Below are 26,351 nucleotides of genomic sequence, written 5' to 3'. Positions count from 1 at the left end.
AATTGAGTTTTTGACTTTCCGTCATCGCACAACTCCTCAGACGTTTACCTTTGGCGACGTCGACTCGCGGGGGCGAAGTCGGTCGACGTCCGAAGGGGAGGAATCACCATGTCTTCACGCCGTCTACTCAGTGCCACGGCTGCCACCATCACGCTCTTGGCCGCGGGGTCGAGCGTTGCCGCCCAGGCGGCGTCCGTGACGAGCGCGAGCTTCAGCGGGGGCGCCGGTACCTTCACGGCCGCGAACGGCACGCTGTATGCCAAGCAAGGTGCGCCGCTCACCCTGACGGTCAACGCCGACAACAAGACCTCGTGTGTGCGAGTCACGAGTGGCACCTCCAGCGTGGACCAGACGGGATCTGGCACATTCACGTTCACGTCAGGGCTTCCGATCTTTACGGCGGGGTCAGGTAGCGGGCTGGTCGCAGTGACGGTCGCCGGATACGCGAACTCCAATGGTCAGAACAAGTGCACGGCGAACCAGGGTGAGGACTTCACGGGACAGCCCTCGTACACCTTGGACAACACAGGCCCCACTGCGACCGGTGCTCTGGCCCCTGCCCCGAATGCCGCGGGTTGGAACAAGTCCAACGTCACGGTGACGTGGACCGGCTCGGACGTCGGCGGCTCCGGTGTGAAGACCGTGAGCCCCGCCACCGACTCCGTGACCGCTGACGGCACCGTCACCAAGACCACGACCGTCACGGACAACGTCGGCAACGCCGGCTCGGGGTCCGTCCTGGTGAAGCTCGACAAGACGGCTCCGACCATCGTCGGCTCCCGCACCCCTGCCGCGAACGCCAACGGCTGGAACAACACGGATGTCACGGTCTCCTTCACTCCGGGCGACGCTACGTCGGGCGTGAAGTCCTCGACCTCTCCGACGACGCTGGCGACCAGCGCCGCCAACCAGTCCGTCACCGGGACAGTCACCGACAACGCCGACAACACCGCGGGCACGACGGTGAGCGGCATCAACATCGACAAGGTCGCCCCGACCCTCTCGGGCAAGCCGACGATCGACCCGAACGCCAATGGCTGGTACACCGGCGACGTCACCGTGGCCTGGACCGCAACCGACACCCTGTCGGGCACCACCGCACCCGCCAACAGCACGATCACCGGTGAGGGTGTGCCTCTCACCGCCACCGCCACGGCCATCGACCGGGCCGGCAACACAAGCGGCTCGGTGCAGAGCGCAGCGGTCAAGATCGACCGCACGGCCCCGAACACCACGGTCACGGCTCCGCCGGCCTGGAACAAAAGCGACGTGACGCTGACCCTCGTTCCGAACGACGGGCTCTCCGGCGTCGACAAGACCTTCTACCAGTTGGACGGCGGCGCGCAGACCGCCGGCACCAGCATCCCGGTCACCGCCGAAGGCAACCACTCCCTGAAGTTCTGGAGCGTGGACAAGGCCGGCAACACCGAGGCCGCCCACACCGTCTCGTTCGGCATCGACAAGACGTCGCCGACCATCGGCCACACCCAGGACCCGGCCGCGAATGGCGACGGCTGGAACAACAGCGACGTCACGGTCACCTTCAGCTGCTCCGACGCGGTCTCCGGCATCGCGAGCTGCACCGGCCCCAGGACGTTGACAAGCGAGGGCAGCAACCAGTCCGTCACCGGCACCGCGACCGACAACGCGGGCAACACCGCCACCGACCCTGCCCTGGTCAGCATCGACAAGACGAAGCCGGTCATCACGGTCGACGCCCTGCCGAAGGCGAACGACAACGGCTGGTACGACAGCGATGTCACCGCGACCTTCACCGCGTCCGACGCACTGTCCGGCGTCAAGACCCAGGACAGGGCGCACACCTTCAGCGATGGCGCGAACCAGACGGCCACCGCCACCGCCACGGACACGGCCGGCAACAGCGCATCCGTGACGACCGCCAAAATCAGCGTCGACAAGACCGCTCCCACCATCACTGGGAAGGTTGTCGGCACGCCGAATGCCAACGGCTGGTACACGGGCGACGTGACGGTCCACTGGACCTGTGACGACAACCTGTCCGGCGTCGTCGCTTGCCCGGCCGACACGGTCGTCTCCGGTGAGGGGGCCGACCGCTCCGCCTCCGCTTCGGTGACCGACAAGGCGGGCCACACGGCATCCGCCATCGTCGACGGCATCCAGATCGACCGCACCGCCCCGAGCACCAAGGCCAGCGGTGTGCCCGGCGGCTGGGTGAACGCCCCGGTGACCATCGGCCTCGCTGCCAGCGACAACCTCTCCGACATCGACAGCACCTACTACGCGGTCGACGGCGCCTCGACGCCCACAGAGGGCAACAGCGTGACCGTCGGCACCGAGGGCGTGCACACGGTCAGCTACTGGTCCGTCGACAACGCCGGCAACAAGGAAGACGCCGGATCGTTCACCGTCAAGGTGGACCTGTCGTCCCCGAGCATCACGACGAGCCAGTCACCAGGACCGAACACCCACGGCTGGAACAACACCGACGTCGCGGTCAGCTTCGCATGCGAGGACCAGACCGAGCTGTCGGGCCTCAAGGGCTGCGCCGCGCCGGTGACTGTCTCCACCGAGGGCCAGGCGCAGCAGGTGAAGGGCACGGCGACCGACAACGCCGGCAACAGCACCGACGCCACGGCCACCGTCAACATCGACAAGACGGCCCCGAGCATCACGGGCACTCCGGACCGCGCTGCCAACGCCGCTGGCTGGTACAAGGACGACGTCACCGTCACCTTCGTCGGCAAGGACGCCAGGTCCGGCATCGACACCGTCACCGGTCCACAGCGCCTCGGCCAGGGCGCTAACCAGTCGGTCGACGGCACCGCCACCGACAACGCCGGCAACACCGCCGGCACGACGGTCACCGGCATCAACATCGACAAGACGGCGCCGAACCTCAGTGCCGCCCCGACGACACAGCCGAACGAGAACGGCTGGTACAACACGAGCGTGACCCAGGTGTGGGCCGCCGATGACGTCCTGTCGGGCCTCGCGGGCGAGGTGCCGCCGAACGCCGTGATCGCGACCGAGGGCGAGGGAAAGACCGTCTCCGCCACCGTCTCGGACAAGGCCGGCAACACCACGTCCGCGACGAGCGCACCGGTCAAGATCGACAGGACCGCCCCGCTGACCACAGCGTCCGCTCCTGACGGCTGGATCAACAACAGCCTGGTGCTCGAGCTCAACGCTTCGGACGGTATCTCGGGTGTCGCCTCCACGGTCTACACCGTCGACGGCGGGTCCGAGCAGGCAGGCGCCGCAGTGGAGCTCACGACCGAGGGCACGCACACGGTCTCCTACCGCTCCACCGACCAGGCGGGCAACGAGGAGCCGTGGAAGGTCGCCACCGTCAAGATCGACACGTCGGCTCCCACCATCGCGCACACGCTCACGCCCAGGGCCAACGCGGCGGGCTGGAACAACGCCGACGTGACAGTCACCTTCACCTGCGCCGACCAGGACGAGCTGTCCGGCATCAAGAGCTGCACGGACCCCCAGCAGGTCACGCAGGAGGTCACGGGGCAGAAGGTCACCGGCACGGCATACGACAACGCCGGTAACTCGGCCACAGACGATGCCACCGTCAACCTCGACAAGACCAAGCCGACCATCAGCGGCAGCCGCACCCCGGCCGCCAACGACTTAGGCTGGAACAACACCGACGTCACGGTCCTTTTCGACGCGAAGGATGAGCGCTCCGGCGTCGCCGACGTGACGAAGGACAAGACGTTCGGTGAGGGCACGAACCAGTCCCTCGTGGGCACCGTGGTAGACGCGGCAGGCAACTCGGCCAGCACTACGGTCGGCGGCATCAACGTCGACCAGACGGCGCCCACGCTGACCGGTGCACCGGCCGACAAGCCGAACGCGAACGGCTGGTACAACGGCGACGTCACGATCACGTGGAAGGCCGCTGACGACCGCTCTGGTGTGGTCTCGGCTCCTGCCGACACCAAGATCACGGGTGAGGGCAGCGGCCTGAAGGACACCGCCACGGTGAGCGACAAGGCCGGCAACAGCACCACCGCCGACAGCGCCGCGGTCAACATCGACCGCACGGCTCCGGTCACCGGCGCCAACGCCCCGACCGGGTGGAACAACAACGCCGTCACGGTGAGCCTCGACGCGGCGGACGGGCTCTCCGGAGTCGACGCGACCTACTACTCGGTCGACGGCGGCGCCGATGCCAAGGGCACGTCCCTGACCATCGACACCCAGGGGATCCACACCCTGAGCTACTGGAGCGTGGACCAGGCCGGCAACACCGAGGTCGCCAAGACGGCCACGGTCAAGATCGACCTCACCAAGCCGACCATCGGCCACACGGTCACCCCGGCCCCGAACGCCAAGGGGTGGAACAAGACGCCAGTCACGGTCGCCTACCAGTGCGCCGACGACCTCTCCGGCGTGGCCATCTGCCCGGCCGGCGCGAAGGTCTCGACCGACGGCCAGGACCAGCCGGTCCCCGGCACCTCCGTGGACAACGCCGGCAACGTGCAGGTCGACAACGCGACGGTCAGCATCGACACCGTCAAGCCGACCATCACGGGTGCGCCTGACCGCACGCCGAACACCAACGGCTGGTACGCGGGCAAGGTCACCGTCGGCTTCAGCTGCGCAGATGCCCTGTCCGGGATCGCCGACTGCGCCAAGCCGGCCACGCTGGTGGAAGGCGGCGACCAGTTGGCCAAGGGCACCGCGACCGACGACGCCGGCAACACTGCCGACGCCACGGTGAGTGGGATCAACGTCGACACGACGGCTCCCACGCTGAGTGGGGCGCCAACCACCAAGCCCAACGGCGCCGGTTGGTACAACGGCGACGTCACGATCCGGTGGACGGCCGACGACGGCCTGTCGGGCATCGACGGTGCGGCTCCGGCCGACAGCGTCATCCAGGGCCAGGGCGCAAGCCTGACGGCGAGCGCCTCGGTCAGCGATCGGGCAGGCAATGAAACCTCCGCGACGAGCGCCCCGGTCAAGATCGACCGGACCGCCCCGAGCACCACGGTGTCCGACATCCCTGACTGGACCAACGGTGCCGTCAAGGTCGAGCTCTCAGCAGCCGACAACCTGTCTGGTGTCGCCGCCACGCACTACCAGCTCGACAAGGACCCGGCCGGGACCGGCACCAGTGTGTCGATCGACAGCGAGGGCATCCACACCCTGCAGGTGTGGAGCGTGGACAACGCCGGCAACGTCGAGGCGCAGAAGAACCTCGAGGTGAAGATCGACAAGACGGCTCCCCACATCAGCCACGCGCAGTCGCCGGAGGCGAACAAGGCAGCCTGGAACAACGGCGACGTCACCGTCACCTTCACTTGCACCGACACCGACACCGGCTCTGGCATCGCCAGCTGCACCGCTCCAGTCACCAGGGGTGAGGGCGCCGCGCAGAAGATCCAGGGCACCGCGACCGACAAGGCCGGCAACACGGCGACGGACGAGACCACGGTCAACGTGGACAAGACCAAGCCGAGCGTGACCGGCAGCCTGTCGGCCACGGCCAACGCCAACGGCTGGTTCAAGGCGGACGTCACCGCGACGTTCACCTGCGCCGACCAGGTCGGGCTGTCCGGGGTCATCTCCTGCCCCGCTTCCAAGACGCTGGTCGAGGGCAAGGACCAGAGCGTCGGTGGCACCGCCACCGACGCGGCGGACAACGAAAGTGTCCCGTTCACCATCAGCGGCATCAATGTCGACAAGACCGCGCCCACCCTGACCGGAGCCGCCACCACGGCGCCGAACGGCAACGGCTGGTACAACGGCGACGTCACCCTGAAGTGGAGCGCCTCCGACGCCCTCTCGGGCATCGACGGCGATAGCCCGGCCGACAGCACCATCACCGGTGAAGGCGACAACCTGTCCGCCAGCGCCTCGGTGAGCGACCAGGCCGGCAACACCACTGGTGCCACGGTCATGGGCATCAAGATCGACCGCACGGCGCCGCGCACCACGGCAACCGCACCCAGTGGCTGGCAGAACTCGGACGTCACCGTGAAGCTCGTGGCGTCCGACAACCTGTCGGACGTGGGCGGCACCTTCTACACGGTCGACGGCGGGGCGAAGCAGCCCGGCTCGTCGGTCACCGTCTCCAGCGAGGGCCGCCACGAGGTCGCCTACTGGAGCGTGGACAAGGCCGGTAACGCCGAGACGGCCCAGACCGTGACGGTCATGGTGGACAAGACGAAGCCGACCATCACCGGTGCCGCCACGACGAGTCCGAACGCCAACGGCTGGTACAACGCTCCAGTCGCCGTGCACTTCACGTGCGGTGACTCGGTCAGCGGCATCGCCAGCTGCCAGCCCGACGCCACGCTGGCCAACGAGGGCAGCAACAGCGCCACGGGCACCGCGGTCGACAACGCCGGCAACCTGGCGACGACCACGGTCAGTGGGATCAACGTCGACACCGTCAAGCCCGTCGTCACCATCGGCGGGGTCAAGGACGGCGCGACCTACACCGTTGGTGCGGCCCCGACCGCCACGGCCTCGGCCACCGACGCCACGAGCGGCCTGGCTGCTCCGGCCTCCGGCTCGAGGACTGGCGGCACGGCCAACGGCGTGGGCACCTTCACCTACACCGCGACCGCGACCGACAAGGCCGGCAACGTGGGCACCGCCACGGTCACCTACAAGGTGGTCTACGGCTACGGCACCACGCTGTTCCTCCAGCCGGTCAACGACACGGCGCACCAGACGGGCGTGGCGACCAGCGTGTTCAATGCCGGCCAGAACATCCCGATGAAGTTCCAGCTCAAGAACGCCGCTGGTCAGGTCATCCAGGCCAGCACCGCCCCGCAGTGGCTGAACCCCGTCAAGGGCAGCAGCACGGCGGCCGCGGTCAACGAGTCGGCCTACACGGTGACCGCCACCAGCGGCTCGGTCTACACCTGGGACGGAACGCAGTATCAGTACAACTGGAAGACCGACAAGTCCATGGCCGGCAACTACTGGCGAGTGGGTGTGAGCCTCGACGACGGCCAGACCTACTACGTCAACATCGGTCTCCGATGAGCTGACGGTCGACCGAGAGCGGGCGCACCACGAATTGGCGGTGCGCCCGCTCTTCTGTTTCCGAGCGTCCTCAATCCCACGCGCCTCACCCCATTGTTCGAGGGGTGAGGCGTTTCGGCCGTTTAGGGATCTGAACGGCGTGTTTGCCACCTTGAACACTAAAAGGGGCTTAGCGCGTCTTTACCGTTCCTAGGCTCTTCGGTGGGGGCCAGCTCAACCAGGGGTTTGCCACGATGAGAGGCAGTCAGAACACACATGTCGAGTTCCACGTTCACTGGTCAGTCGTTCTTCGCCAAGCACTCGACGAACGCGCGTCGTGCCACCAAGGCGCTGGTGATCCCGGCAGCCCTGGCCGCCATGATCCTCACCGGCAGCCCCGCCCAGGCCGCGGGCAACTCCGCGAGCAATGGCAGCGGGATCTGCAACGGCGTCGTCAACCAGCTCGCCCACCGCGGCGCCGTCCAGGAGAACCTGCTCAAGGCGGCAGCCAAGAAGAACGCGGACGTCATCGCAGCACTCACCGCGCAGCGGGCGTCCTTGGTCTCGCAGCGCACGAGCCTGCAAGCCCAGGTCGACGAGGCAAACCAGCAGCTGGCTGACCTGCAGGCCCAGGAGCTCAAGCTCGTGGCCGACGAGACGGCCGCCCAGAAGAACCTCGATTCGCTCACGGCCGAGCAGGCCACCGTTGCGGGGCAGGTCGCCGACATCCAGAACATGCTCGACGGCCTCAAGACCCAGCAGGCCGACCTCTCCGCGCAGGTCCGTGACCTGCAGAGCCAGCTGGCGACGGCCCAGGCCGCCTCAGCCCAGCTGCAGAAGCAGGCCGCGGACGCGCAGGCCCTGATCGACGCCAAGAAGGCCGACATCGCCACGGCGGACAGCGACCTCAAGGCCCTTCAGGCCACGGCCTCGTCCGCCGCCGATGCCCTCGCATCCAAGACAGCCGAGATCGCCCAGGCGCAGGCGGACCTGGCATCGCTGACCACGGAGGCCGGCACGGCTGCGGACGCGGTCGACACCGCCACGAAGGACGTCACCGACGCCGAGGCCACCCTGCAGCAGCTGCAGGACAGCGGCACCGCGGCCCAGGCCGAGCTCGACGCGCAGCAGGCCAAGGTGTCCGAGGCCAAGGCGACGCTCGCATCGCTCCAGTCCGGGGCCACCGCAGCCGCGGAGGCCCTCGCCGCCAAGCAGGCTGCGATCACCACGGCGCAGGGCGAGCTCGCCACCCTGCAGGCGGCCGCCAAGACCGCCACCGATGCGGTCGACGCCAAGACGGCCGAGATCGCCGAGGCCCAGCAGGAGCTGGCGACCCTCCAGGCCGCACAGAAGTCGACCTCCGACCTGCTCGACGCCAACAAGGCCCAGATCGCCGCCCTGGCCACCCAGATCACCACCCTGCAGGGCCAGATCTCGGCGGTCAACGGCCAGATCTCGAGCGTCCAGGCGCAGATCCTGACCGCGCAGAACCAGCTGGCTGCCCTGCAGGCACAGAAGGCGAGCCTTACGGCGCAGATCGCCGATCTCGACACGCAGATCGCGGGCATCAACGGCAACTCCAACAAGAAGCGCACCCTCATCGCCCAGCGCGACGCCGCCCAGGCCCAGCTCGACGGCGTCAACACACAGATCACCGACAAGACCGCCCAGATCTCCGGCCTGCAGGGCAACCTCGCAGCACTGCAGACGCAGGTGAACGACCTGAACGCCCAGCTGCTCGCCAAGCAGACCCAGAGCAGCGACCTGCAGAAGCAGGGCGCGGCTCTCCAGGCGAAGCTCGACGCGGACAAGGCGGCCGTGGCCACGAAGCAGGCCGAGATCGCGACCCTGCAGGGCCAGCTCCCCGGACTGCAGGCCGCCGCAGCCGACGCCAAGCAGTCGGTCGCGACCAAGCAGTCCGAGCTCACGACGCTGACCGGCCAGCTGCCGCCGCTGCAGTCAGCCGTCAACGACGCAAATGACAAGGTCGCGGCGCAACAGACGATCGTGTCGGACCTCGAGTCCGCGCTGCCCGGTCTGACGGACGGCGTCGAGGCCGCGAAGCAGGCCATCGCCGAGCAGCAGACCGTGCTGGCGGCCCGCCAGGGCGACCTGGCCAAGGCGCAGGACGCGCTCGCCACCGCCACCAAGGCTGTCGACGACAAGAAGGCCGAGATCGTCGGCCTCCAGGGTCAGCTGCCGACGCTGCAGGCCGCCGTGGACGACGCCAACACGGCGGTGGCCACGAAGCAGGGCGAGATCGCCACTCTCAACGGGCAGCTGGATGCCCTCGTGGCACAGCTGACCGACCTGAACGCCCGGATCGCCGCCGCAGAGGCAGACGTCCTGGCGCTGCAGAACCGGGTGGCGCCCCTCCTCGACCAGCTGGCCGCCCTCAACGCACAGGTCACTGCTGCCGAGGCTCAGCTGGCAACGCTGCAAGGCCAGCTGACGTCCCTCGACCAGCAGGTCACCGCCGCACAGAACGTGCTGCGCAACCTGCAGGCCCAGAAGAAGACGAACAAGGACGCCATCGCGGCGCAGACGGCCACGGTGAAGGGTCTGCAGGACCAGCTCGGCGCGGTCCAGGACCAGATCAAGGCCATCGACGGCACCATCGCCGTGGGGGGCTGCGTCGCCTGATCCAGTCGTCGGGCTGGGGCCTCGACGCAACGGGTGGGACACACGGGAGGGTCCCGGGCCGAGGTGGCCCGGGACCCTTCCCACGTCTGCGCTGGCTGCTCAGTCGTCAGTTGCGGCCGGGATGAGGAGGCTGAAGGTGGCTCCCCCACCGGGTGTCTCGGCGACCTCGAGGCGGCCGCCGTGGGACCGGACGATCTGGGTGACCAGAGCGAGCCCGAGACCGACGCGTCGGCCGCCCGACGCGCCGTCGCCGCGGGAGAAACGCCGGCTGAGCCGTTCGACGTCCTCGACGTCGACGCCGTGGCCGTGGTCGACGACGTCGACCCTCGCCTCACCCCCAACAGCCGTCGAGCGCACCTCCACCCGAGAATCCTTGTCGGAGTGGGCGATCGCGTTGTCGACGAGCGCCAGCACCGACCGGCGCAGGCTCGGCCCGACGCCGTCCACGACGCACGCGCCACCCGCACCTGCGCCCTCGTCGACCAGCGTGACTCCGCGCTCGGCGGCATACGGCATCAGCGACGTCACGACCTCGGACGCGAGCGCGCCGAGGTCGACGCGCTCGGCCACCTCGTCGACGTGCTCGAGCTGCGCCGAGAGCAGCAGGTCCGAGACGACGTCGGCCATCGCCTGGGTGTCGTGGACGAGCTGGTCGACCTCGGCCAGCCGGCGGGCGGCTGCCGGGTCGCCGTCCGCGGCAGCCGCGTCCACCGCGACGTGACGGCGCAGCATCTGCGCCCGGGTGCTGATGACGGCGAGCGGGGTGCGCAGCTCGTGCGAGGCGTCGGCGACGAACTGCCGCTGCAGCTCCATCGCCTCACCCAGCGGCCGCACGGCCCGGCGCCCGGCGAGCAGACCGGTCAGCGCGGCGAGCAGCACCCCGACGACCCCGGCCACGATCGTCGCCATGAGCAGCCGCTGCTCCTCCCCCGTGTGCAGCCGGATGTCATAGACGGCGACGTAGCTGGCGCCGTCACGCTGGTCGACCCACGCGGGCCACGAGCGCCCGTCCGCCGTGAAGCTCGTCTGACCGGTCACGTCCGCACCGGCCGCCACGACCTGCGACTCGAGGTCCGGCGGCATCGACTGGGTCGCCTCGTAACCCGACTCGGTCAGCTTGACGAGCCACGTGCCGGGCGGCGCGTCGACGACGTCGTCGGCCGTGCGCGCCGCCGTCTCGGTGCGGCCGCGGATCTCACCGAGCTGCTGCCGGTCGAAGATCACCGCCGTGCCCACGATGGCGAGCAGCACGACGAGTGCCGTCGTCGCGCCGACCCGCAGGGCGACCGACCGCGACGCACGCCGCAGCGGATCGCCATCCGCCACAGCACTTCTCGACCCCCGCCGCCATCCCGTCACGACGGCGCACCCAGCCGGTAGCCCACGCCGTGCACGGTCTCGATCACGGACTTCCCGAGCTTGCGGCGCAGGTAGTAGACGTACGTGTCGACCGCCCCGAGCGTGTCGGCGTTCTCGAAGGCCAGGTCGAGCAGCTCGTCGCGGGTGAAGACCCGCGTCGGCCGGCGCGCCAGCGTCTCGAGGAGCCGGGCCTCACGCCCCGACAGCATCACCTCACCGTCGTCGCCGACGAGACGCTGCTCCCCCACGACGAGCCGGCGCCCGCCCACGACGAGCTCGCTCGCGCCTCCGCCGACAGGACGCAGCAGCGCGCGCAGGCGCGCGAGCACCTCATCGACGTCGAACGGCTTGACGACGTAGTCCTGCGCCCCCGCGTCGAGCCCCTCGACCCGGTCCGCCACGGTCCCCCGCGCGGTGAGGAAGAGCACCGGAGCCGTCAGCCCCCGCGAGCGCAGCCGCGTCACGAGGTCGACCCCCTCGATGCCGGGCAGCCCGCGGTCCACGACGAGCACGTCCCACTCGTCGACCAGACCCCGGTGCAACCCGGCCTGTCCGTCGCGAACGGCCGTCACGGCATACCCCTCCTCGTCGAGCAGCTCGGCGAGCATCTGCGAGAGGTCGGGGTCGTCCTCGACGAGCAGCAGCCGCGGGCGCAGCGACGGAATGGTCATGAAGGCACCCTTTCTGCCACGTCTCATAACTTTCTGAGATCGGCTGGCGACCATCGTCTATGTGAGCACCACCATCGCACCACACCGTGGGACCCCCAGCCGGGTCCGTCGAGCCCTGCGCGCCGGAGCGGACTTCCGGCGCTGGCAGGCTCGCACCGGCGACCTCCTCGAGACCCTCGCCATCGCGAGCCTGCTCGCCGTCGTGGCGCAGTTCCTCCTCGGCGGCGGCAGCCACGACCTGGTCGCCGGCACAAGCAGCACCATGCTCATCGCCATCGGTCGCCTCACCGGCCTCGTCGCGATGGACCTCCTGCTCATCCAGCTGCTCCTCGCCGCCCGCGTGCCGTGGATCGACCGCGTCTACGGGATGGACCGCGCGCTCAAGGCGCACCGCATCCTCGGCCGCGTCACCGTGCCGCTCGTGCTCGTCCACGTCGGCGCCATCGTCCTCGGCTACGCGGCCCGCGACGAGCTGCACGGCCCGTTCGCGCCGGTCGTCGAGAGCTTCCGCCTGCTCACCGGCGGCAGCGACCTGCTCTTCGCGTTCATCGCGACCGCCCTGCTCGTCGTCATCGCCGTGACATCGGTCAGCATCGCCCGTCGCCGCCTGTCCTACGAGTGGTGGCACCTCGTGCACCTGACCTCGTATGCCGCCGTCGTCCTCGCGGTGCCGCACGAGCTCTCGATCGGCTCGGACTTCACTGCGTCGCAGTGGGTTCGGACCTACTGGTGGACCCTCTTCGTCCTCGTCGCGGCCAGCGTCCTCTGGTGGCGCCTGCTCGTCCCCGTCGCCCGCAGCCTGCGTCACCAGCTGCGCGTCACCGACGTCGTCGAGGAGGCCCCCGGCGTGTGGTCGGTGTGGATGAAGGGACGCCACCTCGACAAGCTCCCGGTCCGCGCCGGCCAGTACCTCAACTGGCGCTTCGTCAGCCCCCGCCTGCTCGCGACCGCCCACCCCTGGTCGATCTCCAGCGCCCCCGACGGCCGCAGCCTGCGCATCACGGTGCGCGAGCTCGGCGACCACTCGAGCCGCCTGGCCCACCTGCGCCCCGGCACCCGCGTCCTCTTCGAGGGCCCCTACGGCGCCTTCACCGCCCGCCAGCGCGTCCGCCGCCGCGTCCTGCTCCTCGCCGCCGGCATCGGCGTCACGCCGGTCCGCTCGATCCTCGAGGAGCTCGTGCGCCACGGCCATGCCGGCCCCGGCGACGTCACCGTCGTCTACCGCGCCAACGACGCGTCGCAGCTCGCCCTGCGCGACGAGCTGGAGCACCTGACCAACGTCGGCGGCCACAAGCTGCTCCTGCTCGTCGGGCCGCCCGTGGGCGGCTCGTGGCTCCCGCCCGACCACTCCCTGGGCCACGGCGGCGCGCAACCCGTCCCCGACGCCGAGCGCCTCGCCGAGCTCGTCCCCGACCTGCGCCGCCACGAGGCCTACCTCTGCGGGCCGGGCGCGTGGATGAACCTCGTCCACCGCAGCCTCCTCGAGGGCGGCATCCCCAAGTCCCACATCCACGACGAGAGGTTCTCCTGGTGAGGAAGGCAACGACCGCCCTCGTCGGCCTGGCCGGCATCGTCACCCTCAGCGCGTCCTGGGCGACCGGACTGACCCCGAAGCCCGCCGCCGTCACCGGCGTCCACGTCCTGTCCGGCGCCAAGGCCGGCACGCCCGTCGCCGCGGCCCCGCCGAAGCCGGCGAAGAGCTCATCGGGCTCGACGTCGTCCAGCACGAAGTCGAGCTCCCATAAGGCGTCCAAGGCCCCCGCCGCGGCTCCCCAGTCGGGCACCGTCGACGGCGCCGTCGTCGGCACGCAGTACGGCTCCGTCCAGGTGCGGGTCAGCTTCACGGGCAAGAAGATCACCAACGTCCACGCCCTCCAGCTGACCGACAGCTCCGGCACCTCGGTGTCGATCAGCGCCGGCGCCGCCCCGACCCTGCGCCACGAGGCCCTCGCCGCGCAGTCGGCCAAGATCGACGTCGTGAGCGGCGCCACCTACACGAGCGAGGCCTACCAGCAGAGCCTCCAGTCGGCGCTCGACGCCGCCCACCTGGGCTGACCCCCCACCCCGAGCCGCACCCGAGGGTGCCTGCGACGCGGCCCGCCGACCTTCCCCTGTGGTCGGCGGGCCGCTCTCATCTCCAACCCCTTTGCGTATGCCGTGTGCACCCTCCCCGACGTCCGCCCGGTCGCGCGGCGGCCGGGTTCAGAGCCAGCGGTGTCAGAGCCAGCGGTAGCGGCGTTCCGGCCGGCCGGTGGAGCCGTAGCGGAGCGTCACCTCGGCCTGACCGAACGAGACGAAGTGCTCGAGGTAGCGGCGGGCACTGACGCGCGAGATCCCCACGACCTCAGCGCATTCCGTCGCCGACAGCGTCTCGCGCGACTCCCGCGCCTCCCGCAGCGCCCGCTCCACCGACTCGGCCGTCTCGGCGCTGAGGCCCTTCGGCAGCACCGCGACGGGACCTCGTCCGACCGGCTGCGACGACGTGAAGGCGGCATCGATCTCGGCCTGCGTGAGGTCGTCGCCGAGGTCGCGGGCCCGCTCGGCGGCATACGTGACCAGGCGCTGCTGGAGGTCGGCGAAGGCGAACGGCTTGAGGAGGTAGCCGACGACGCCCTGCCGCAGCGCGCCGCGCACCGAGTCGGCCTCCTTCGCGGCGGTGATGACGAGCACGTCGCACGTCTCCCCCGCTGCCCGCAGCCGGGCCACGACGTCGAGCCCGAACGCGTCGGGCAGGTAGAGGTCGAGCAGCACGAGGTCGGGCTTGAGCGAGCCGACGAGCGCGAGCGCCTCGTCGCCGGTGCGCGCGGTGCCGACGACCTCGAAGCCGTCGACGCGCTCGACGAAGCCGCGGTGGATGCGGGCCACCATGAAGTCGTCGTCGACGACTAGCACCCTGGTCATCGCTCCTCCTCGTTGGGCACGGGGCTGGGCACGGGTTGAGGCGCGGGGTTGAGCACCGGGCTGGGCTCGGGCACGGCCTCGACGGTGAGGCGGGCGACGAACTTGGCACCCGTCGGGGCGCTCTCGACCTCGACCTCGCCGCCCCGACGTTGGCAGATCAGCCGGGTCAGCGCCAGACCGATGCCGCGCTCCCCCGCCCGGGCCGCCTTCGTCGTGAAGCCGTGGGTGAAGACCTCGGTGACGAGCTCGGGGGCGATGCCGGGCCCGGAGTCGACGACGCTCACCTCGAGCGAGCTCGCGTCCTGACGGATCGTGAGCTCGACCCACTTGTCGTCGCCCTCGGACGAGGCTGCCGCGTCGATGGCGTTGTCGACGAGGTTGCCCACGACCGCTGCCACGTCGGCCGAGTCGCGCGGTCCGATGCGCCCGAGCGACGTGTCGTCCGAGACCCGCAGCTCGACCCGGCGCTCGGTGGCCTGCGCGGCCTTGGCCATGACGAGCGCCGTCACGGCCGTGTCGCGCACCCGGCGCGAGACGGTGAGGTCGAGCTGAGCGCGGTGCTCGCTCACCGAGTCGACGTAGCCGACGACCTCGTCGTACTCCCCGAGCTGGATGAGCCCCGAGATCGTGTGCAGCTGGTTGGCGAACTCGTGCGCCTGGGCCCGCAGCAGCTCGGTCGTGCTGCGGAACGAGCCGATCTCGCGCTCGAGGTCGGCGAGCTCGGTCCGGTCGCGCAGCGTCGTCACCGAGCCGAGCGGACGGCCGTCCTTGCTGACCTGCATGCGGTTCATGACGAGCACCCGTCCGCGGCGCAGCACCACCTGGTCGCGCTGCACCCCGTCCGCCCCGTCGTCGGTGACCCCGCGCAGCACGTCGCGTAGTCGAGGACCGATCGGCAGGTCGTCGAGACGCATCCCGACGGCATGCTCCGGCAGGTCGAGCAGACGGTGGGCGACGTTGTTGACCAGGGTGATCCGCTCGTTCGTGTCGAGCGCGACCACTCCCTCGGCCAACCCGAAGAGCATCGCCTCGCGGCTCTCGGCGAGCCCGGTGATCTCGGCCGGCTCGAGCCCCAGCGTCTGCCGCTTGATCCGTCGCGCGAGCAACAGCGACCCGACGCCGCCGAGCACCAGGGCGATGCCGAGGTACGTCGGGAGGTACGACGAGTTGCCCTGCAGACGGTCCCAGGCAGACGGCATACGCACGGCGACCATGACGGTACCGAGCTGGGCGCCCACGGGCAGCGGCGCCGCCTCCGACGAGCTCGTCGGCGTGTAGAGCAGGGGGCTCTGCGCGACGAGCATCCGCTCGCCCTGCACGTCCATGACGCCCGTCCAGCTCGCCCCCTCGCCGACGGCCGGGGCACCGAGCGGGATGCGGGTCTTGTCGATCGTCGGGTCCGACGCCACCCGCGCGATCTCGTCCGCATCGGCGATCGTCACCGACGTGACGTTGTACTGCGTCACCACCGACTGCACGACGGCCGGCAGCACGTTGACGACGCCGCCGGGGCTCATCTCCGTGCGCACGATCGGGGTGCTCGCGAGCTGCTCGGCGATCGCCGACACCCGACGGCCCTCGGTGCGCGTGAACGTCGCGTCCGACTGCGCCAGCGAGACGAGCGCGACGGTCACGAGCACACCGAGGAGGATGACCATCTGCACGACGAGCAGCTGCCCGGCGAGGGATAGGCGACCGAAGCGGCCCGGTCTCTGCGTGACCAAAACGAACTCAACCTTCATTGCTGACACAAGGGCGACACGGCGTCGTGGCGCAGGCCACGATCATGCCGTTCCAGCCACAGAACGCGAAAGAGACCTCAACGATGAGCACTCGCACTCCCGCCCGCAGGTCCGTCCTGCTCGGCGTCACCGTCGGCGTCACGGCCCTGGCCCTCTCGGCCTGCGGCGCGACCGCGAAGAAGGACGACACCGCTGCCGGCGGCACCGGCGCCGCCGGCGGCTCCCCCGCCAACAACCTGCAGATCATGGTCCCCAACGCCCCCGGTGGCGGCTACGACACGACTGCCCGCACCGCGGCGAAGGTCATGGAGGCCGCCAAGATCACGAGCACGATCCAGGTCTTCAACCTGCCGGGCGCGGGTGGCACCGTCGGCCTGCAGCGCACGGTCAACGAGAAGGGCAACGGCAAGCTCGCCATGCAGATGGGGCTCGGCGTCGTCGGCGCCGCCTACACGCAGAAGAGCAAGGCCACGCTCAACGACACCACCCCGATCGCCAAGCTCATCGAGGAGGCCGGTGCGATCGTCGTGCCCAAGGACTCGCCCTACCAGGACGTCAACGCCCTCGTCGCGGCGTGGAAGGCCGACCCCAAGAAGGTCAACGTCGGCGGCGGCTCCTCCCCCGGCGGTCCCGACCACCTCCTGCCGATGCAGCTGGCCAAGGCCGTCGGCATCGACCCCAAGGCCGTCAGCTACATCGGCTTCGACGGCGGCGGCGAGCTGCTCCCGGCCCTCATCGGCAACAAGATCTCCTTCGGCTCCAGCGGCTTCGGCGAGTTCCTCGACCAGGTCAAGGCCGGCCAGGTGAAGGTGCTCGCGGTGACGAGCGAGAAGCGCATCGAGGCCCTGCCCGACGTGCCGACCCTCAAGGAGTCCGGCATCGACCTCGTCTTCACCAACTGGCGCGGCATCGTGGCCCCTCCCGGCATCTCCGACGCCGACAAGGCCACCTGGATCGACGCGCTGACGAAGATGCACGCCTCGCAGGGCTGGAAGGACGAGATGACCAAGCGCGGCTGGACCGACGCCTTCGTCACCGGCCCCGAGTTCGGCACCTTCCTCAAGGAGCAGGACGCCTCGGTCGCCGAGATCCTCACCACCCTCGGGCTCGCGAGCTGACGATGTCCGACACGACACCCGACGCCACCCGCGACGGGGTCACGACGACGACCGGTGGGGACCGCGCACAGTACGGCATGTGCGCGGCCCTCGCGGTCCTCGGCGTCCTCCTGCTCGCCGACGCCGCCCGCATCGGGCACGCGACGAGCAGCAACGACCCCGTCGGCCCCCGTCCCGTGCCGATCATCCTCGGCATCCTCCTGCTCGTGACCGCCGTTCTCTATGCCGTCGACGTCTACCGCGGCGGCGTCGGCAGCGCCGAGGAGGGCGAGGACGTCGACCTCTCGACCGGCTCCGACTGGAAGACCCTCGGCCTGCTCGCCGGCTTCTTCATCCTCAACGCCGTGCTCATCGAGCCGCTCGGCTGGGTCATCAGCGGCACCATCCTCTTCGCCGGCTCGGCCTTCGCCCTCGGCAACCGCCACCACGTGCGCGGCCTCCTCTTCGGGCTGGGCCTCGCGCTCGCCACCTTCTACGCCTTCGCCATCGGGCTCGACGTCAACCTGCCCGCCGGCGTGCTGCAAGGAATCCTCTGATGGACAACTTCGCCAACCTCATGGACGGGTTCAGCCACGTCCTGACCCCGATGAACCTGCTCTTCGCCCTCATCGGCGTCACGATCGGCACCGCGGTCGGCGTCCTGCCCGGCATCGGCCCGGCCATGACCGTCGCGCTGCTGCTCCCCGTCACGTACGGCCTCGAGCCCACCCAGGCCCTCATCATGTTCGCCGGTATCTTCTACGGCGGCATGTACGGCGGGTCGACGACCTCGATCCTGCTCAACACCCCCGGTGAGTCCTCCTCGGTCGTCACGGCCATCGAGGGCAACAAGATGGCCAAGGCCGGGCGGGCCGCGCAGGCCCTCGCGACCGCTGCCATCGGCTCGTTCATCGCCGGCACCATCGGCACGCTGCTGCTCGCCCTGCTCATGCCGCAGGTCGTGAAGTTCGCGGTCAGCCTCGGGGCGCCGGAGTACTTCGCGATCATGCTGCTCGCCTTCGTCGGCGCCAGCGCCGTGCTCGGCAGCTCCCGCATCCGCGGCTTCGCGGCCCTGCTCATCGGTCTGTCGATCGGCGTCATCGGCATCGACAAGGTGACCGGCCAGCAGCGCCTGACCTTCGGCGTCGCCCAGCTCGCCGACGGCATCGACGTCGTCGTCGTCGCGGTCGGCATCTTCGCCGTCGGCGAGGCCCTCTGGGTCGCGGCCCACCTGCGCCGCAAGGCTGCCGGCGTCATCCCCGTCGGCCGCCCGTGGATGGGCCGCGACGACTGGGGCCGCTCGTGGAAGCCGTGGCTGCGCGGCACCGCCTTCGGCTTCCCCTTCGGCGCCCTTCCCGCCGGCGGCGCCGAGATCCCGACGTTCCTGTCCTACATGACCGAGCGCAAGCTCTCGAAGCGCCCGGAGGAGTTCGGCAAGGGCGCCATCGAGGGCGTCGCCGGCCCCGAGGCGGCCAACAACGCCTCGGCCGCCGGCACGCTCGTGCCGATGCTCGCCCTCGGCCTGCCGACCAACGCCACGGCCGCGATCATGCTGGCCGCCCTGCAGGGCTGGGGCCTCGAGCCCGGGCCACTGCTCATGGAGAAGCAGCCCGTCCTCGTCTGGACCCTCATCGCGAGCCTCTTCGTCGGCAACACCATGCTGCTCCTGCTCAACCTGCCGCTCGCGCCCGCCTGGGCCAAGCTGCTCCAGATCCCGCGTCCCTACCTCTACGCCGGCATCCTCTTCTTCGCCTCCATGGGGGCGTATGCCGTCAACGCCCAGCCGTTCGACCTCTTCCTCCTGCTGGGGCTGGGTCTCGTCGGTTTCGCGCTGCGCCGGTTCGGGCTGCCGGTCCTGCCGCTCATCATCGGCGTCATCCTCGGCCCGCTGGCCGAGCTGCAGGGTCGCCGCTCGCTCCAGCTCTCGGGCGGCGAGATCAGCGGTCTCGTCGGCGGCCCGGTCGCCTGGGTCTGTTTCGGGATCATCGCGGTCGTGCTCCTGTGGCCGCTCGCCGCCAAGCTGCGTGGTCGCCGCCGCGGCCACGACGGGGGCAACGACGGCAGCGGGTCCGGCACGCCGGCCACGTCGCCCACCACCTCCTCGACCACCTCCTCGACCACCCAGGAGGTGACGGCATGACGATCCTCGTCGGCTACATCCCCACCCCGCAGGGCGAGGCGGCCCTCGCGGCCGCGATCGCCGAGGCTCGGGCGCACGACGAGTCGGTGCTCGTCATCAACATGTCGCGCGACGACAAGCTCGTCGACGCGCACCGCGCCGAGAGCTCGGACCTCGACCGGCTCGACGCCGACCTCGCCGAGTCCGGGGTGCCGCACGAGGTGCGGCGCATCGAGCACGGGACCGACGCGGCCGACCAGATCCTCGAGGTCATCGACAGCGAGCACCCGCGGATGCTCGTCATCGGCATCCGCCACCGCAGCCCGGTCGGCAAGCTGCTGCTCGGCTCCACCGCGCAGCGCCTGCTCCTCGACGCCCGCTGCCCCGTCCTCGCCGTCAAGGCGGACTGAGCGGACCGGCCAGCCGGGCCGGGCCGGGCGGCCCCGCCACACGGCATACTCCCGCATCACGTCAGTGCCCACTTCCCTACGTGGAGGTGGGCACTCGACGTGTCGGGTCAGGCGTCGGCGGGCGCTCGGGAGACGCCGACGTGGCGGGCGACCTCGGTGAAGCCGGCCCGCTGGTAGAGCCCGATCGCCGGGCCGCCGTCCTCGGCGACGATGACCAGCTCACCCACCGTGGGGTCCTCGAACGCCCACTCGCCTGCAGCCCGCACGAGCGCGCCGGCGAGCCCCCGCCGGCGGTGGCTCTCGAGGGTCACGACGTCCTGGTAGCGGGCGAGCCCACCGAGCCGCACGATGCCGAGCCGGGCCACGATCCGGTCATCGTCGAACGCCCCGAACCACCGGGCGCGACCGGAGTCGACGAGCGCGCGCTGCGCAGTGACCCGGCGGCGCTCGAAGACGAGCCGGCCCTCTCGCTGCGCCTCCGGCGTGTCCCGGCCGCCGACCTGCGCCGCCTGCTCCCAGTCGTCGTCGGTCGTCAGCACCCGCAGCCGTGTGCCGTCAGGCACGTCCCCGGCCACCGGCACCTGCGTCGTGGCGAGGTCGACGTCACCCTCGACCTCCCAGCCGCGCGCGGTCCACGCGTCGGTGTCCCCGCCCGCCTGCGCGAAAGCGACCGCGCGGTGGTGCGCCTCGGGGAACTCCTCCTCGAAGCGGGCGACCCAGCGGTCGACCTCGCCGGCGCGGGCGGCGCCCCCGACGAGCACGTAGTTGCCCCACCAGAAGGTCGGGTTGGCCTCGGTCCGCACGACGAGGTGGTCGCCGTGGTCGGTCACGGCCGACCCCTGGAGCCGGAGCAGGTCGAGGTCGGTCGTCAGGCCCGGACTGTCGATGCGCACCCCCCCGATCCTGCACCGTCGAAAGGCCACGCATGGCCCTCGCGCAACCGTCGAAAGGCCACGCATGGCCCTCACGCAACCGTCGAAAGGCCACGCATGGCCCTCGCGCAACCGTCGAAAGGCCACGCATGGCCCTCGCGCAACCGTCGAAAGGCCACGCATGGCCCTCGCGCAACCGTCGAGAGGCCACGGATGGCCCTTGGGCAACCGTCGAGAGGCCACGGATGGCCCTTGGGCAACTGTCGAGAGGCCACGGATGGCCCTTGGGCAACCGTCGAGAGGCCACGCATGGCCGGCCATCCGTGGCCTTTCCACGGTCAGGGGTGGGCCAGTCGTGGCCTTTCGACGGTCAGGGGTGGGCCAGTCGTGGCCTTTCGACGGTGAAGGAGGCGGAGGTCAGCCGGCGACGCAGGCGCCGGTGTCGACCTCGGCGCCGGCCGAGGCGGCCTCGTCGAGGACCGGTTTGGCCTCGGCGAGCGTCAGGGCATAGCCGGTGGCGGCGTCCTCGAGCGACTTGGCGAAGATGACGCCGACGACCTGGCCGTTGGTGTCGAGCAGCGGGCCGCCGGAGTTGCCCGGCTGCACGGTCGCCGCGAGCGAGTAGATCTCGCGCACGACGCGCTCCCGACCGTAGATGTCGAGCCCGCGGGCATCGAGCTGCGCCCGGACTCGGGCCGAGACGACGTGGTAGGGACCGTCGAGCGGGTAGCCCGGGACGGCCGCCGAGTCGCCGCGCTTCAGCTCGCCGCCGAGTGGGAGCGGGGGCAGCAGGAGTCCCGGCACGCTGAGCACCGCCAGGTCACGGCGCGAGTCGAAGATGACGACTCGCGCACGGAGCGTCTGGTCGCCGCCCTGGACGCGCACCTCGTCGGCGCCGGCGACGACGTGGGCGTTGGTGACGATGCGTCCGGGCGACAGCACCCAACCGGTGCCCTCCTGGCCGCGCTGGCACGACTGGGACTGCGTCGTCACCTTGACGACCGACCGACCGGCCGCGCGGATCGCCTGGGACTGCGCGACAGAGGGATCGGGCTCCTGCACCGGCGTGATCGGTTCCGGTGAGAGGCCACCGCCGAAGACCTGCGGGAAGCCCTGGCTCGACAGGAAGCCGCGGAAGCTCGCGAAGACCTGACCGGTCTCCTCGGGCACGACCGAGTTGACGACCTGGAGCACCTTGGACTCGGCCATGGCCTTGGACAGCGCCGGGTTGCCGGCCGTGCGCAGCGCGCCGCCGATAAACCAGATGATGAGGCTCGCCGCGAGGGTCACGACGACGGCTCCGAGCACCGAGTCGGCCCGTCGCAGCGACGTCTGCCCGACGCTGCGCCTGATCCGCGACCCGAGCAGGCTGCCGAGGTACTGGCCCAGCCACCCGAAGGCGACGACGCCGAGGAGCAGGACGAGCACCCGGGTTCGGTCGTCGTCGGCCACTGCCGGCCAGCGAGCCAGCAGCTCGGGCAGCTGCCAGACCGCGAACATCGCGAAGGCGAAGAAGCCCACGAGCGAGCAGACGCTCTGGATGAGTCCCTGCCGATAGCCCGAGAAGCCGTAGGCCAGCAGCAGCAGGACGAGGGCGATGTCGAGCACGACGCTGCCGCTCATGCGCGCCTCCCCACGAGGTAGCGCTCCGGCAGCGGCCGCATGACGTCGGCGTCCCACGGCTGCGAGAGCCCGCCGAGCTCGAGCACGCTGCTGATGAGCCCGGCCGTGAAGCCCCAGAGGAGCAGGTGGTCGAGGTCGAAACCCGGACCGACGTAGCCCGACGGGTGCGTCACCGAGAAGCGGGTCGCCGGGTCGACGAGGTGCGACACCGGCACGGAGAGCACGTCGTGCACCTCCGCAGGGTCACGGACCCCGATCGACGAGGGCCGTGCCCACCACCCGAGCACCGGGGCCACGACGAACTGCGCCGGCGCGAGGAACAGCGAGGGCAGCTGGGCGACGACGTCGACGCCTGCAGGGTCGACACCGGTCTCCTCCTCGGCCTCGCGCAGCGCCGTCGCGACGAGGTCGTCGTCCTCCGGGTCGCGCGAGCCGCCGGGGAAGGCGATCTGGGCCGGCTGGGTGCGCATCGTGTGGGAGCGCTCGATGAGCACGACGTGCTCGCCCTCGTCCTCGGCGCCGGCCGGGGGCGGACCGAAGAGGATGAGGACCGCCGACTCGCGGCCGCCCTCCTCCGGGGGCAGGAAGCGCGAGAACCACTCGGGCGCAACGCTCTCGAGCCGCACCGCGAGCTCGTCCATCCACGCCGGACGCGCGACGCCCCCGGCCCCGACGGCCGGGGACGGTTCGATGGAACCCGACCTGCCGGCATACGCGATCCGGCTGACGACGTCCGTCACTTGGGCGCCAGCTCGTACTTCAGGAGCTTCGCCGCCTTGTCCGGGTCGGTCTCGCCCGCCCCGTAGCTCGGGCACCATTGCGCGACCGGGCACGCCCCGCATGCCGGCTTCTTCGCGTGGCAGGTGCGGCGGCCGTGGAAGATCACGACGTGGCTGAGCATCGTCCAGTCCTTGCGCATGAACAGGCGCCCGACCTCGTGCTCGACCTTGACGGGGTCCTCCTCCTCGGTCCACCCGAAGCGGCGCGCGAGGCGGCCGAAGTGCGTGTCGACCGTGATGCCGGGGATGTCGAAGGCGTTGCCGAGCACGACGTTCGCCGTCTTGCGCCCGACCCCGGGCAGCGTCACGAGGTCCTTGAGACGGGGCGGCACCTCACCGTCGAAACGCTCGACGAGCGCGATGCCGAGCTTGATGAGCGAGTCGGTCTTGGCGCGGTAGAAGCCGGTCGGCTGGATGATCGTCTCGAGCTCGGTGCGGTCCGCGTTCGCGTAGTCGGCGGCCGTCGGGTACTTCGCGAAGACGATCGGCGTCACCTTGTTGACCCCGACGTCCGTCGTCTGGGCCGACAGGATCGTCGCGACGAGCAGCTCCAACGGGGTCGTGAAGTCGAGCTCGCAGTGCGCGTACGGGTAGCGCTCGTGGAGGGAGCGGTACATCTTGCGGGCGCGGCGCGTGCGCGAGACCGGGGTCTCGTCGGCGACCACGAGGGCTCGGGGGGACACGGACGACACTGTATGCCGCCGGGCTGTCACCCGCTTCCGCGTCCCTTTGTCGAGGGTTGCGAGTGACGTGGACCCCACCTGCTGGGTACGTGTTGCTCTGCACGAGAGGAGTCCGACATGACCACGGACACACGCACCCAGGCACCGGCGGAGTCCGCCATGCTGCCCGCGACGCCTGACATGCCCGAGCACCACAGCCTCGAGACGACTCTCGAGATGCTCGCCGGCATGGACCTCGCCCACGCGTCCGAGGCCGACGTGGTCCGGGGCATGGAGCTCATGGTCACCCACGCCGAGTTCCCCTGCCTCGGCGCCAAGTCCGTCTTCCGTCGCGGCAGCGTCGCGCACGTCGTCCTCGACGACATGGCCGACCCGGACGTCCCCGCGCGGCTGCTCGAGCGACTGCAGGCGTTTGCCGCCGAGATCGAGGGAGAGGGCGGCTTCCACTCCTTCATCGCGACCTTCCGCGGACCTCTGCCCACCAGCGAGGCCGCGTTCGAGTCCTCCCTCTTCGACCTGCTCCAGCGCCTGCACGACGCCGACGACGAGTCGTGGGCCGACGGCGTGGGCTCCGACCCCAACGACCCGCACTTCGCCTTCAGTGCCGGCGGCTCCGCCTACTTCATCGTCGGGCTGCACCCGGCCGCGTCGCGGGTGGCCCGGCGGGCGCCGTTGCCGACGCTCGTCTTCAACCCGCACGAGCAGTTCGAGGAGCTGCGCGCCGAGGGTCGCTTCGACGGCATGCGCACGACGATCCGCCGCCGCGACGAGGACCTCCAGGGGTTCATCAACCCGATGGTCGCCGACCACGGCGACAGCACCGAGGCCCTGCAGTACTCCGGCCGCCGCCACGCCGCGGGCTGGGAGCCGCCGCTCGACGTGAAGCCGGCCCCCGACGCCGACGGCCTCGACGCCAAGACCGACGCCACGACCGACGACGACATCAATGAGCACATCGACACTCGACAGGGGAACAGGAATGACGATCTCGCAGGATGCCCGGCCCAGCACGACTGACCGCCACTTCGGACCCGGCGGCCCCGTCGTCCAGCCACCCGGCGGCTACCGTGACGGGATGACGCTGACCCGGATCGCCCCCCAGACCGGCACGGCCTTCCTCCTCCGCGCGGGCCAGCGCCTGACGGTCGTCGACCCGACGGGTGAGCAGGTCAGCGACTTCTTCGCCGTCATGGACGACGACCGCGACGAGTGGCTGAGCTCCGGACGCACCATCGACTACGCCAACTCGACCGCCGTGACGACCGGCAGCGTGCTCTACAGCAACCGCAGCCGGCCGATGGCGACCGTCGTCGAGGACACGTGCGGGCACCACGACCTGCTCCTCACGCCGTGCTCGCAGCAGACGTTCGACCTGCTCTACCCCGAGTTCGAGGGCGCCTACCACCCGAGCTGCTTCGAGAACCTCGCGACCACCATGGCCGACTTCGGCGTCGACCCGGACCGGATCTCGACGACGCTCAACATCTTCATGAACGTGTGGACCGAGCGGAACGGCGAGCTGCACATCGACCCGCCGACGTCGCGGGCCGGGGACCGCTTCGTGCTGCGGGCCGAGGCCGACCTCGTCGTGGGCCTGACCGCCTGCTCGGCGGAGAAGTCGAACAACGGCGTGTGCAAGCCGATCGACTACCGCATCGACGGCTGACCCCGCGCCCGCATCCACCCCTCGACACGAGCCCGACCAAAGCCCGCCCCGAGCGCGACCCGCAGAGCGAATTGCCTGCGGTGGCAGGGCGATGGTCGGGGCGACGTGGCACACTGACCCCGTGGATCTCGACGTGGTGAGGCGCGCCCCCTTGTTCAAGGCTCTGGACGACGAGGCGGCCTCCGCGCTGCAGTCGGAGATGAGCCGGTCGCACATGGAGCGCGGCGACGTGCTGTTCCACGAGGGCGACCGGGGTGACACGCTCTACGTCATCGCCGAGGGCAAGATCAAGCTCGGCCGCACGAGTCCCGACGGCCGCGAGAACCTCGTCGCGATCCTGGGTCCGGGCGAGATGTTCGGTGAGCTCAGCCTCTTCGACCCGGGCCCGCGCACGATGACCGCCACGGCCGTCGCCGAGACGCAGCTGCTCGGCCTCGGCAACGACTCGCTGACCGCCATCCTGACCGGCCGCCCCGAGGTGTCCAAGACGCTGCTCGCCGCGCTCGCGCAGCGCCTGCGCCGCACCAACGCGCACCTCGCCGACCTCGTCTTCACCGACGTCCCCGGCCGCGTCGCCAAGGCCCTGCTCGACCTGTCCGAGCGGTTCGGCCGCCCGGTCGAGGGCGGCATCATGGTCTCCCACGACCTCACCCAGGAGGAGCTCGCCCAGCTCGTCGGCGCCTCCCGCGAGACGGTCAACAAGGCGCTCGCCGACTTCGCGACCCGCGGCTGGCTGCGCCTCGAGGCGCGCGCCGTGCTCCTGCAGGACGTCGAGCGGCTCAAGCGCCGCGCCCGCTGAGCCACCCCA

At 70.5% G+C, this 26,351-nt stretch carries 19 protein-coding genes; 11 read left to right on the top strand and 8 right to left on the bottom strand.

Going from position 1 to position 26,351, the window contains the following annotated elements; all coding sequences use genetic code 11:
• Positions 1-108 precede the first annotated feature (108 nt).
• The gene (locus tag ABD831_RS12440) at positions 109-6,999 is read left to right on the top strand and encodes an OmpL47-type beta-barrel domain-containing protein (RefSeq protein ID WP_344946674.1); all 6,891 of its coding nucleotides are present in this window, start codon (positions 109-111) and stop codon (positions 6,997-6,999) included.
• Between the two features lie 255 nt (positions 7,000-7,254).
• Positions 7,255-9,621 (top strand): coiled-coil domain-containing protein, encoded by a 2,367-nt coding sequence (locus ABD831_RS12435; protein WP_344946671.1) that lies wholly within the window; start codon positions 7,255-7,257, stop codon positions 9,619-9,621.
• 99 nt (positions 9,622-9,720) lie between these two features.
• Here ABD831_RS12435 and ABD831_RS12430 read toward each other — a convergent pair whose 3' ends face one another.
• Both ABD831_RS12430 and ABD831_RS12425 read right to left on the bottom strand, forming a co-directional pair.
• Positions 9,721-10,947 (bottom strand): sensor histidine kinase, encoded by a 1,227-nt coding sequence (locus ABD831_RS12430; RefSeq protein WP_344946668.1) that lies wholly within the window; start codon positions 10,945-10,947, stop codon positions 9,721-9,723.
• Between the two features lie 29 nt (positions 10,948-10,976).
• The gene (locus ABD831_RS12425) at positions 10,977-11,651 is read right to left on the bottom strand and encodes a response regulator transcription factor (RefSeq protein ID WP_344946665.1); all 675 of its coding nucleotides are present in this window, start codon (positions 11,649-11,651) and stop codon (positions 10,977-10,979) included.
• Between the two features lie 61 nt (positions 11,652-11,712).
• Here ABD831_RS12425 and ABD831_RS12420 point away from each other — a divergent pair, with 61 nt between their 5' ends.
• A complete protein-coding gene (locus ABD831_RS12420; RefSeq protein ID WP_344946662.1) occupies positions 11,713-13,185 on the top strand; it encodes a ferredoxin reductase family protein in 1,473 nt (490 codons plus the stop codon).
• A complete protein-coding gene (locus tag ABD831_RS12415) occupies positions 13,182-13,706 on the top strand; it encodes an FMN-binding protein (protein WP_344946659.1) in 525 nt (174 codons plus the stop codon). Before ABD831_RS12420 ends, ABD831_RS12415 begins: the two co-directional genes overlap by 4 nt.
• A gap of 162 nt (positions 13,707-13,868) precedes the next feature.
• Here ABD831_RS12415 and ABD831_RS12410 read toward each other — a convergent pair whose 3' ends face one another.
• Both ABD831_RS12410 and ABD831_RS12405 read right to left on the bottom strand, forming a co-directional pair.
• A complete protein-coding gene (locus ABD831_RS12410) occupies positions 13,869-14,552 on the bottom strand; it encodes a response regulator (RefSeq protein WP_142179184.1) in 684 nt (227 codons plus the stop codon).
• Positions 14,549-16,276 (bottom strand): sensor histidine kinase, encoded by a 1,728-nt coding sequence (locus ABD831_RS12405; protein WP_344946655.1) that lies wholly within the window; start codon positions 16,274-16,276, stop codon positions 14,549-14,551. Before ABD831_RS12405 ends, ABD831_RS12410 begins: the two co-directional genes overlap by 4 nt.
• A gap of 101 nt (positions 16,277-16,377) precedes the next feature.
• On the opposite strand from ABD831_RS12405, the gene ABD831_RS12400 reads away from it, so the two are divergent.
• The 4 genes from ABD831_RS12400 to ABD831_RS12385 are packed head-to-tail and all read left to right on the top strand — an operon-like array spanning position 16,378 to position 19,920.
• Positions 16,378-17,412, top strand: coding sequence for a Bug family tripartite tricarboxylate transporter substrate binding protein (locus ABD831_RS12400; RefSeq protein WP_344946652.1), 1,035 nt, complete (start codon positions 16,378-16,380; stop codon positions 17,410-17,412).
• Between the two features lie 2 nt (positions 17,413-17,414).
• Positions 17,415-17,948, top strand: coding sequence for a tripartite tricarboxylate transporter TctB family protein (locus ABD831_RS12395; protein WP_142179187.1), 534 nt, complete (start codon positions 17,415-17,417; stop codon positions 17,946-17,948).
• Positions 17,948-19,531 (top strand): tripartite tricarboxylate transporter permease, encoded by a 1,584-nt coding sequence (locus tag ABD831_RS12390; RefSeq protein WP_344946647.1) that lies wholly within the window; start codon positions 17,948-17,950, stop codon positions 19,529-19,531. Before ABD831_RS12395 ends, ABD831_RS12390 begins: the two co-directional genes overlap by 1 nt.
• A complete protein-coding gene (locus ABD831_RS12385; RefSeq protein WP_344946644.1) occupies positions 19,528-19,920 on the top strand; it encodes a universal stress protein in 393 nt (130 codons plus the stop codon). The genes ABD831_RS12390 and ABD831_RS12385 overlap by 4 nt, the downstream gene beginning before the upstream one ends.
• Positions 19,921-20,027: 107 nt before the next feature.
• Here the strand turns inward: ABD831_RS12385 and ABD831_RS12380 are convergent, their stop codons facing one another.
• The 4 genes from ABD831_RS12380 to nth form a co-directional block, all read right to left on the bottom strand.
• Complete coding sequence (locus ABD831_RS12380) at positions 20,028-20,813, bottom strand: GNAT family N-acetyltransferase (protein ID WP_344946639.1); 786 nt, start codon at positions 20,811-20,813, stop codon at positions 20,028-20,030.
• Positions 20,814-21,209: 396 nt separating this feature from the next.
• The gene (locus ABD831_RS12375) at positions 21,210-22,415 is read right to left on the bottom strand and encodes a MarP family serine protease (RefSeq protein ID WP_344946635.1); all 1,206 of its coding nucleotides are present in this window, start codon (positions 22,413-22,415) and stop codon (positions 21,210-21,212) included.
• Entirely contained in the window at positions 22,412-23,155 is a 744-nt protein-coding gene (locus ABD831_RS12370) for an NUDIX hydrolase (RefSeq protein WP_344946632.1), read from the bottom strand. Before ABD831_RS12370 ends, ABD831_RS12375 begins: the two co-directional genes overlap by 4 nt.
• The gene (nth, locus tag ABD831_RS12365) at positions 23,152-23,811 is read right to left on the bottom strand and encodes an endonuclease III (protein WP_344946923.1); all 660 of its coding nucleotides are present in this window, start codon (positions 23,809-23,811) and stop codon (positions 23,152-23,154) included. Before nth ends, ABD831_RS12370 begins: the two co-directional genes overlap by 4 nt.
• A 183-nt stretch (positions 23,812-23,994) precedes the next feature.
• On the opposite strand from nth, the gene gntA reads away from it, so the two are divergent.
• From gntA to ABD831_RS12350, 3 genes are all read left to right on the top strand, one after another.
• Complete coding sequence (gene gntA / locus ABD831_RS12360; RefSeq protein ID WP_344946629.1) at positions 23,995-24,894, top strand: guanitoxin biosynthesis heme-dependent pre-guanitoxin N-hydroxylase GntA; 900 nt, start codon at positions 23,995-23,997, stop codon at positions 24,892-24,894.
• On the top strand, positions 24,857-25,543 hold the full coding sequence (locus ABD831_RS12355; protein ID WP_344946627.1) for a DUF1989 domain-containing protein: 687 nt from the start codon (positions 24,857-24,859) through the stop codon (positions 25,541-25,543). The genes gntA and ABD831_RS12355 overlap by 38 nt, the downstream gene beginning before the upstream one ends.
• 121 nt (positions 25,544-25,664) lie before the next feature.
• On the top strand, positions 25,665-26,342 hold the full coding sequence (locus ABD831_RS12350) for a Crp/Fnr family transcriptional regulator (protein ID WP_142179195.1): 678 nt from the start codon (positions 25,665-25,667) through the stop codon (positions 26,340-26,342).
• Positions 26,343-26,351 lie beyond the last annotated feature (9 nt).

The sequence above is a fragment of the Terrabacter ginsenosidimutans genome, from assembly GCF_039539425.1.
In the GTDB taxonomy this organism is placed as follows: Bacteria; Actinomycetota; Actinomycetes; order Actinomycetales; family Dermatophilaceae; genus Terrabacter; species Terrabacter ginsenosidimutans.
Note: the sequence above shows the minus strand (reverse complement) of the source record. Positions and strands in the feature narration are given on the sequence as shown.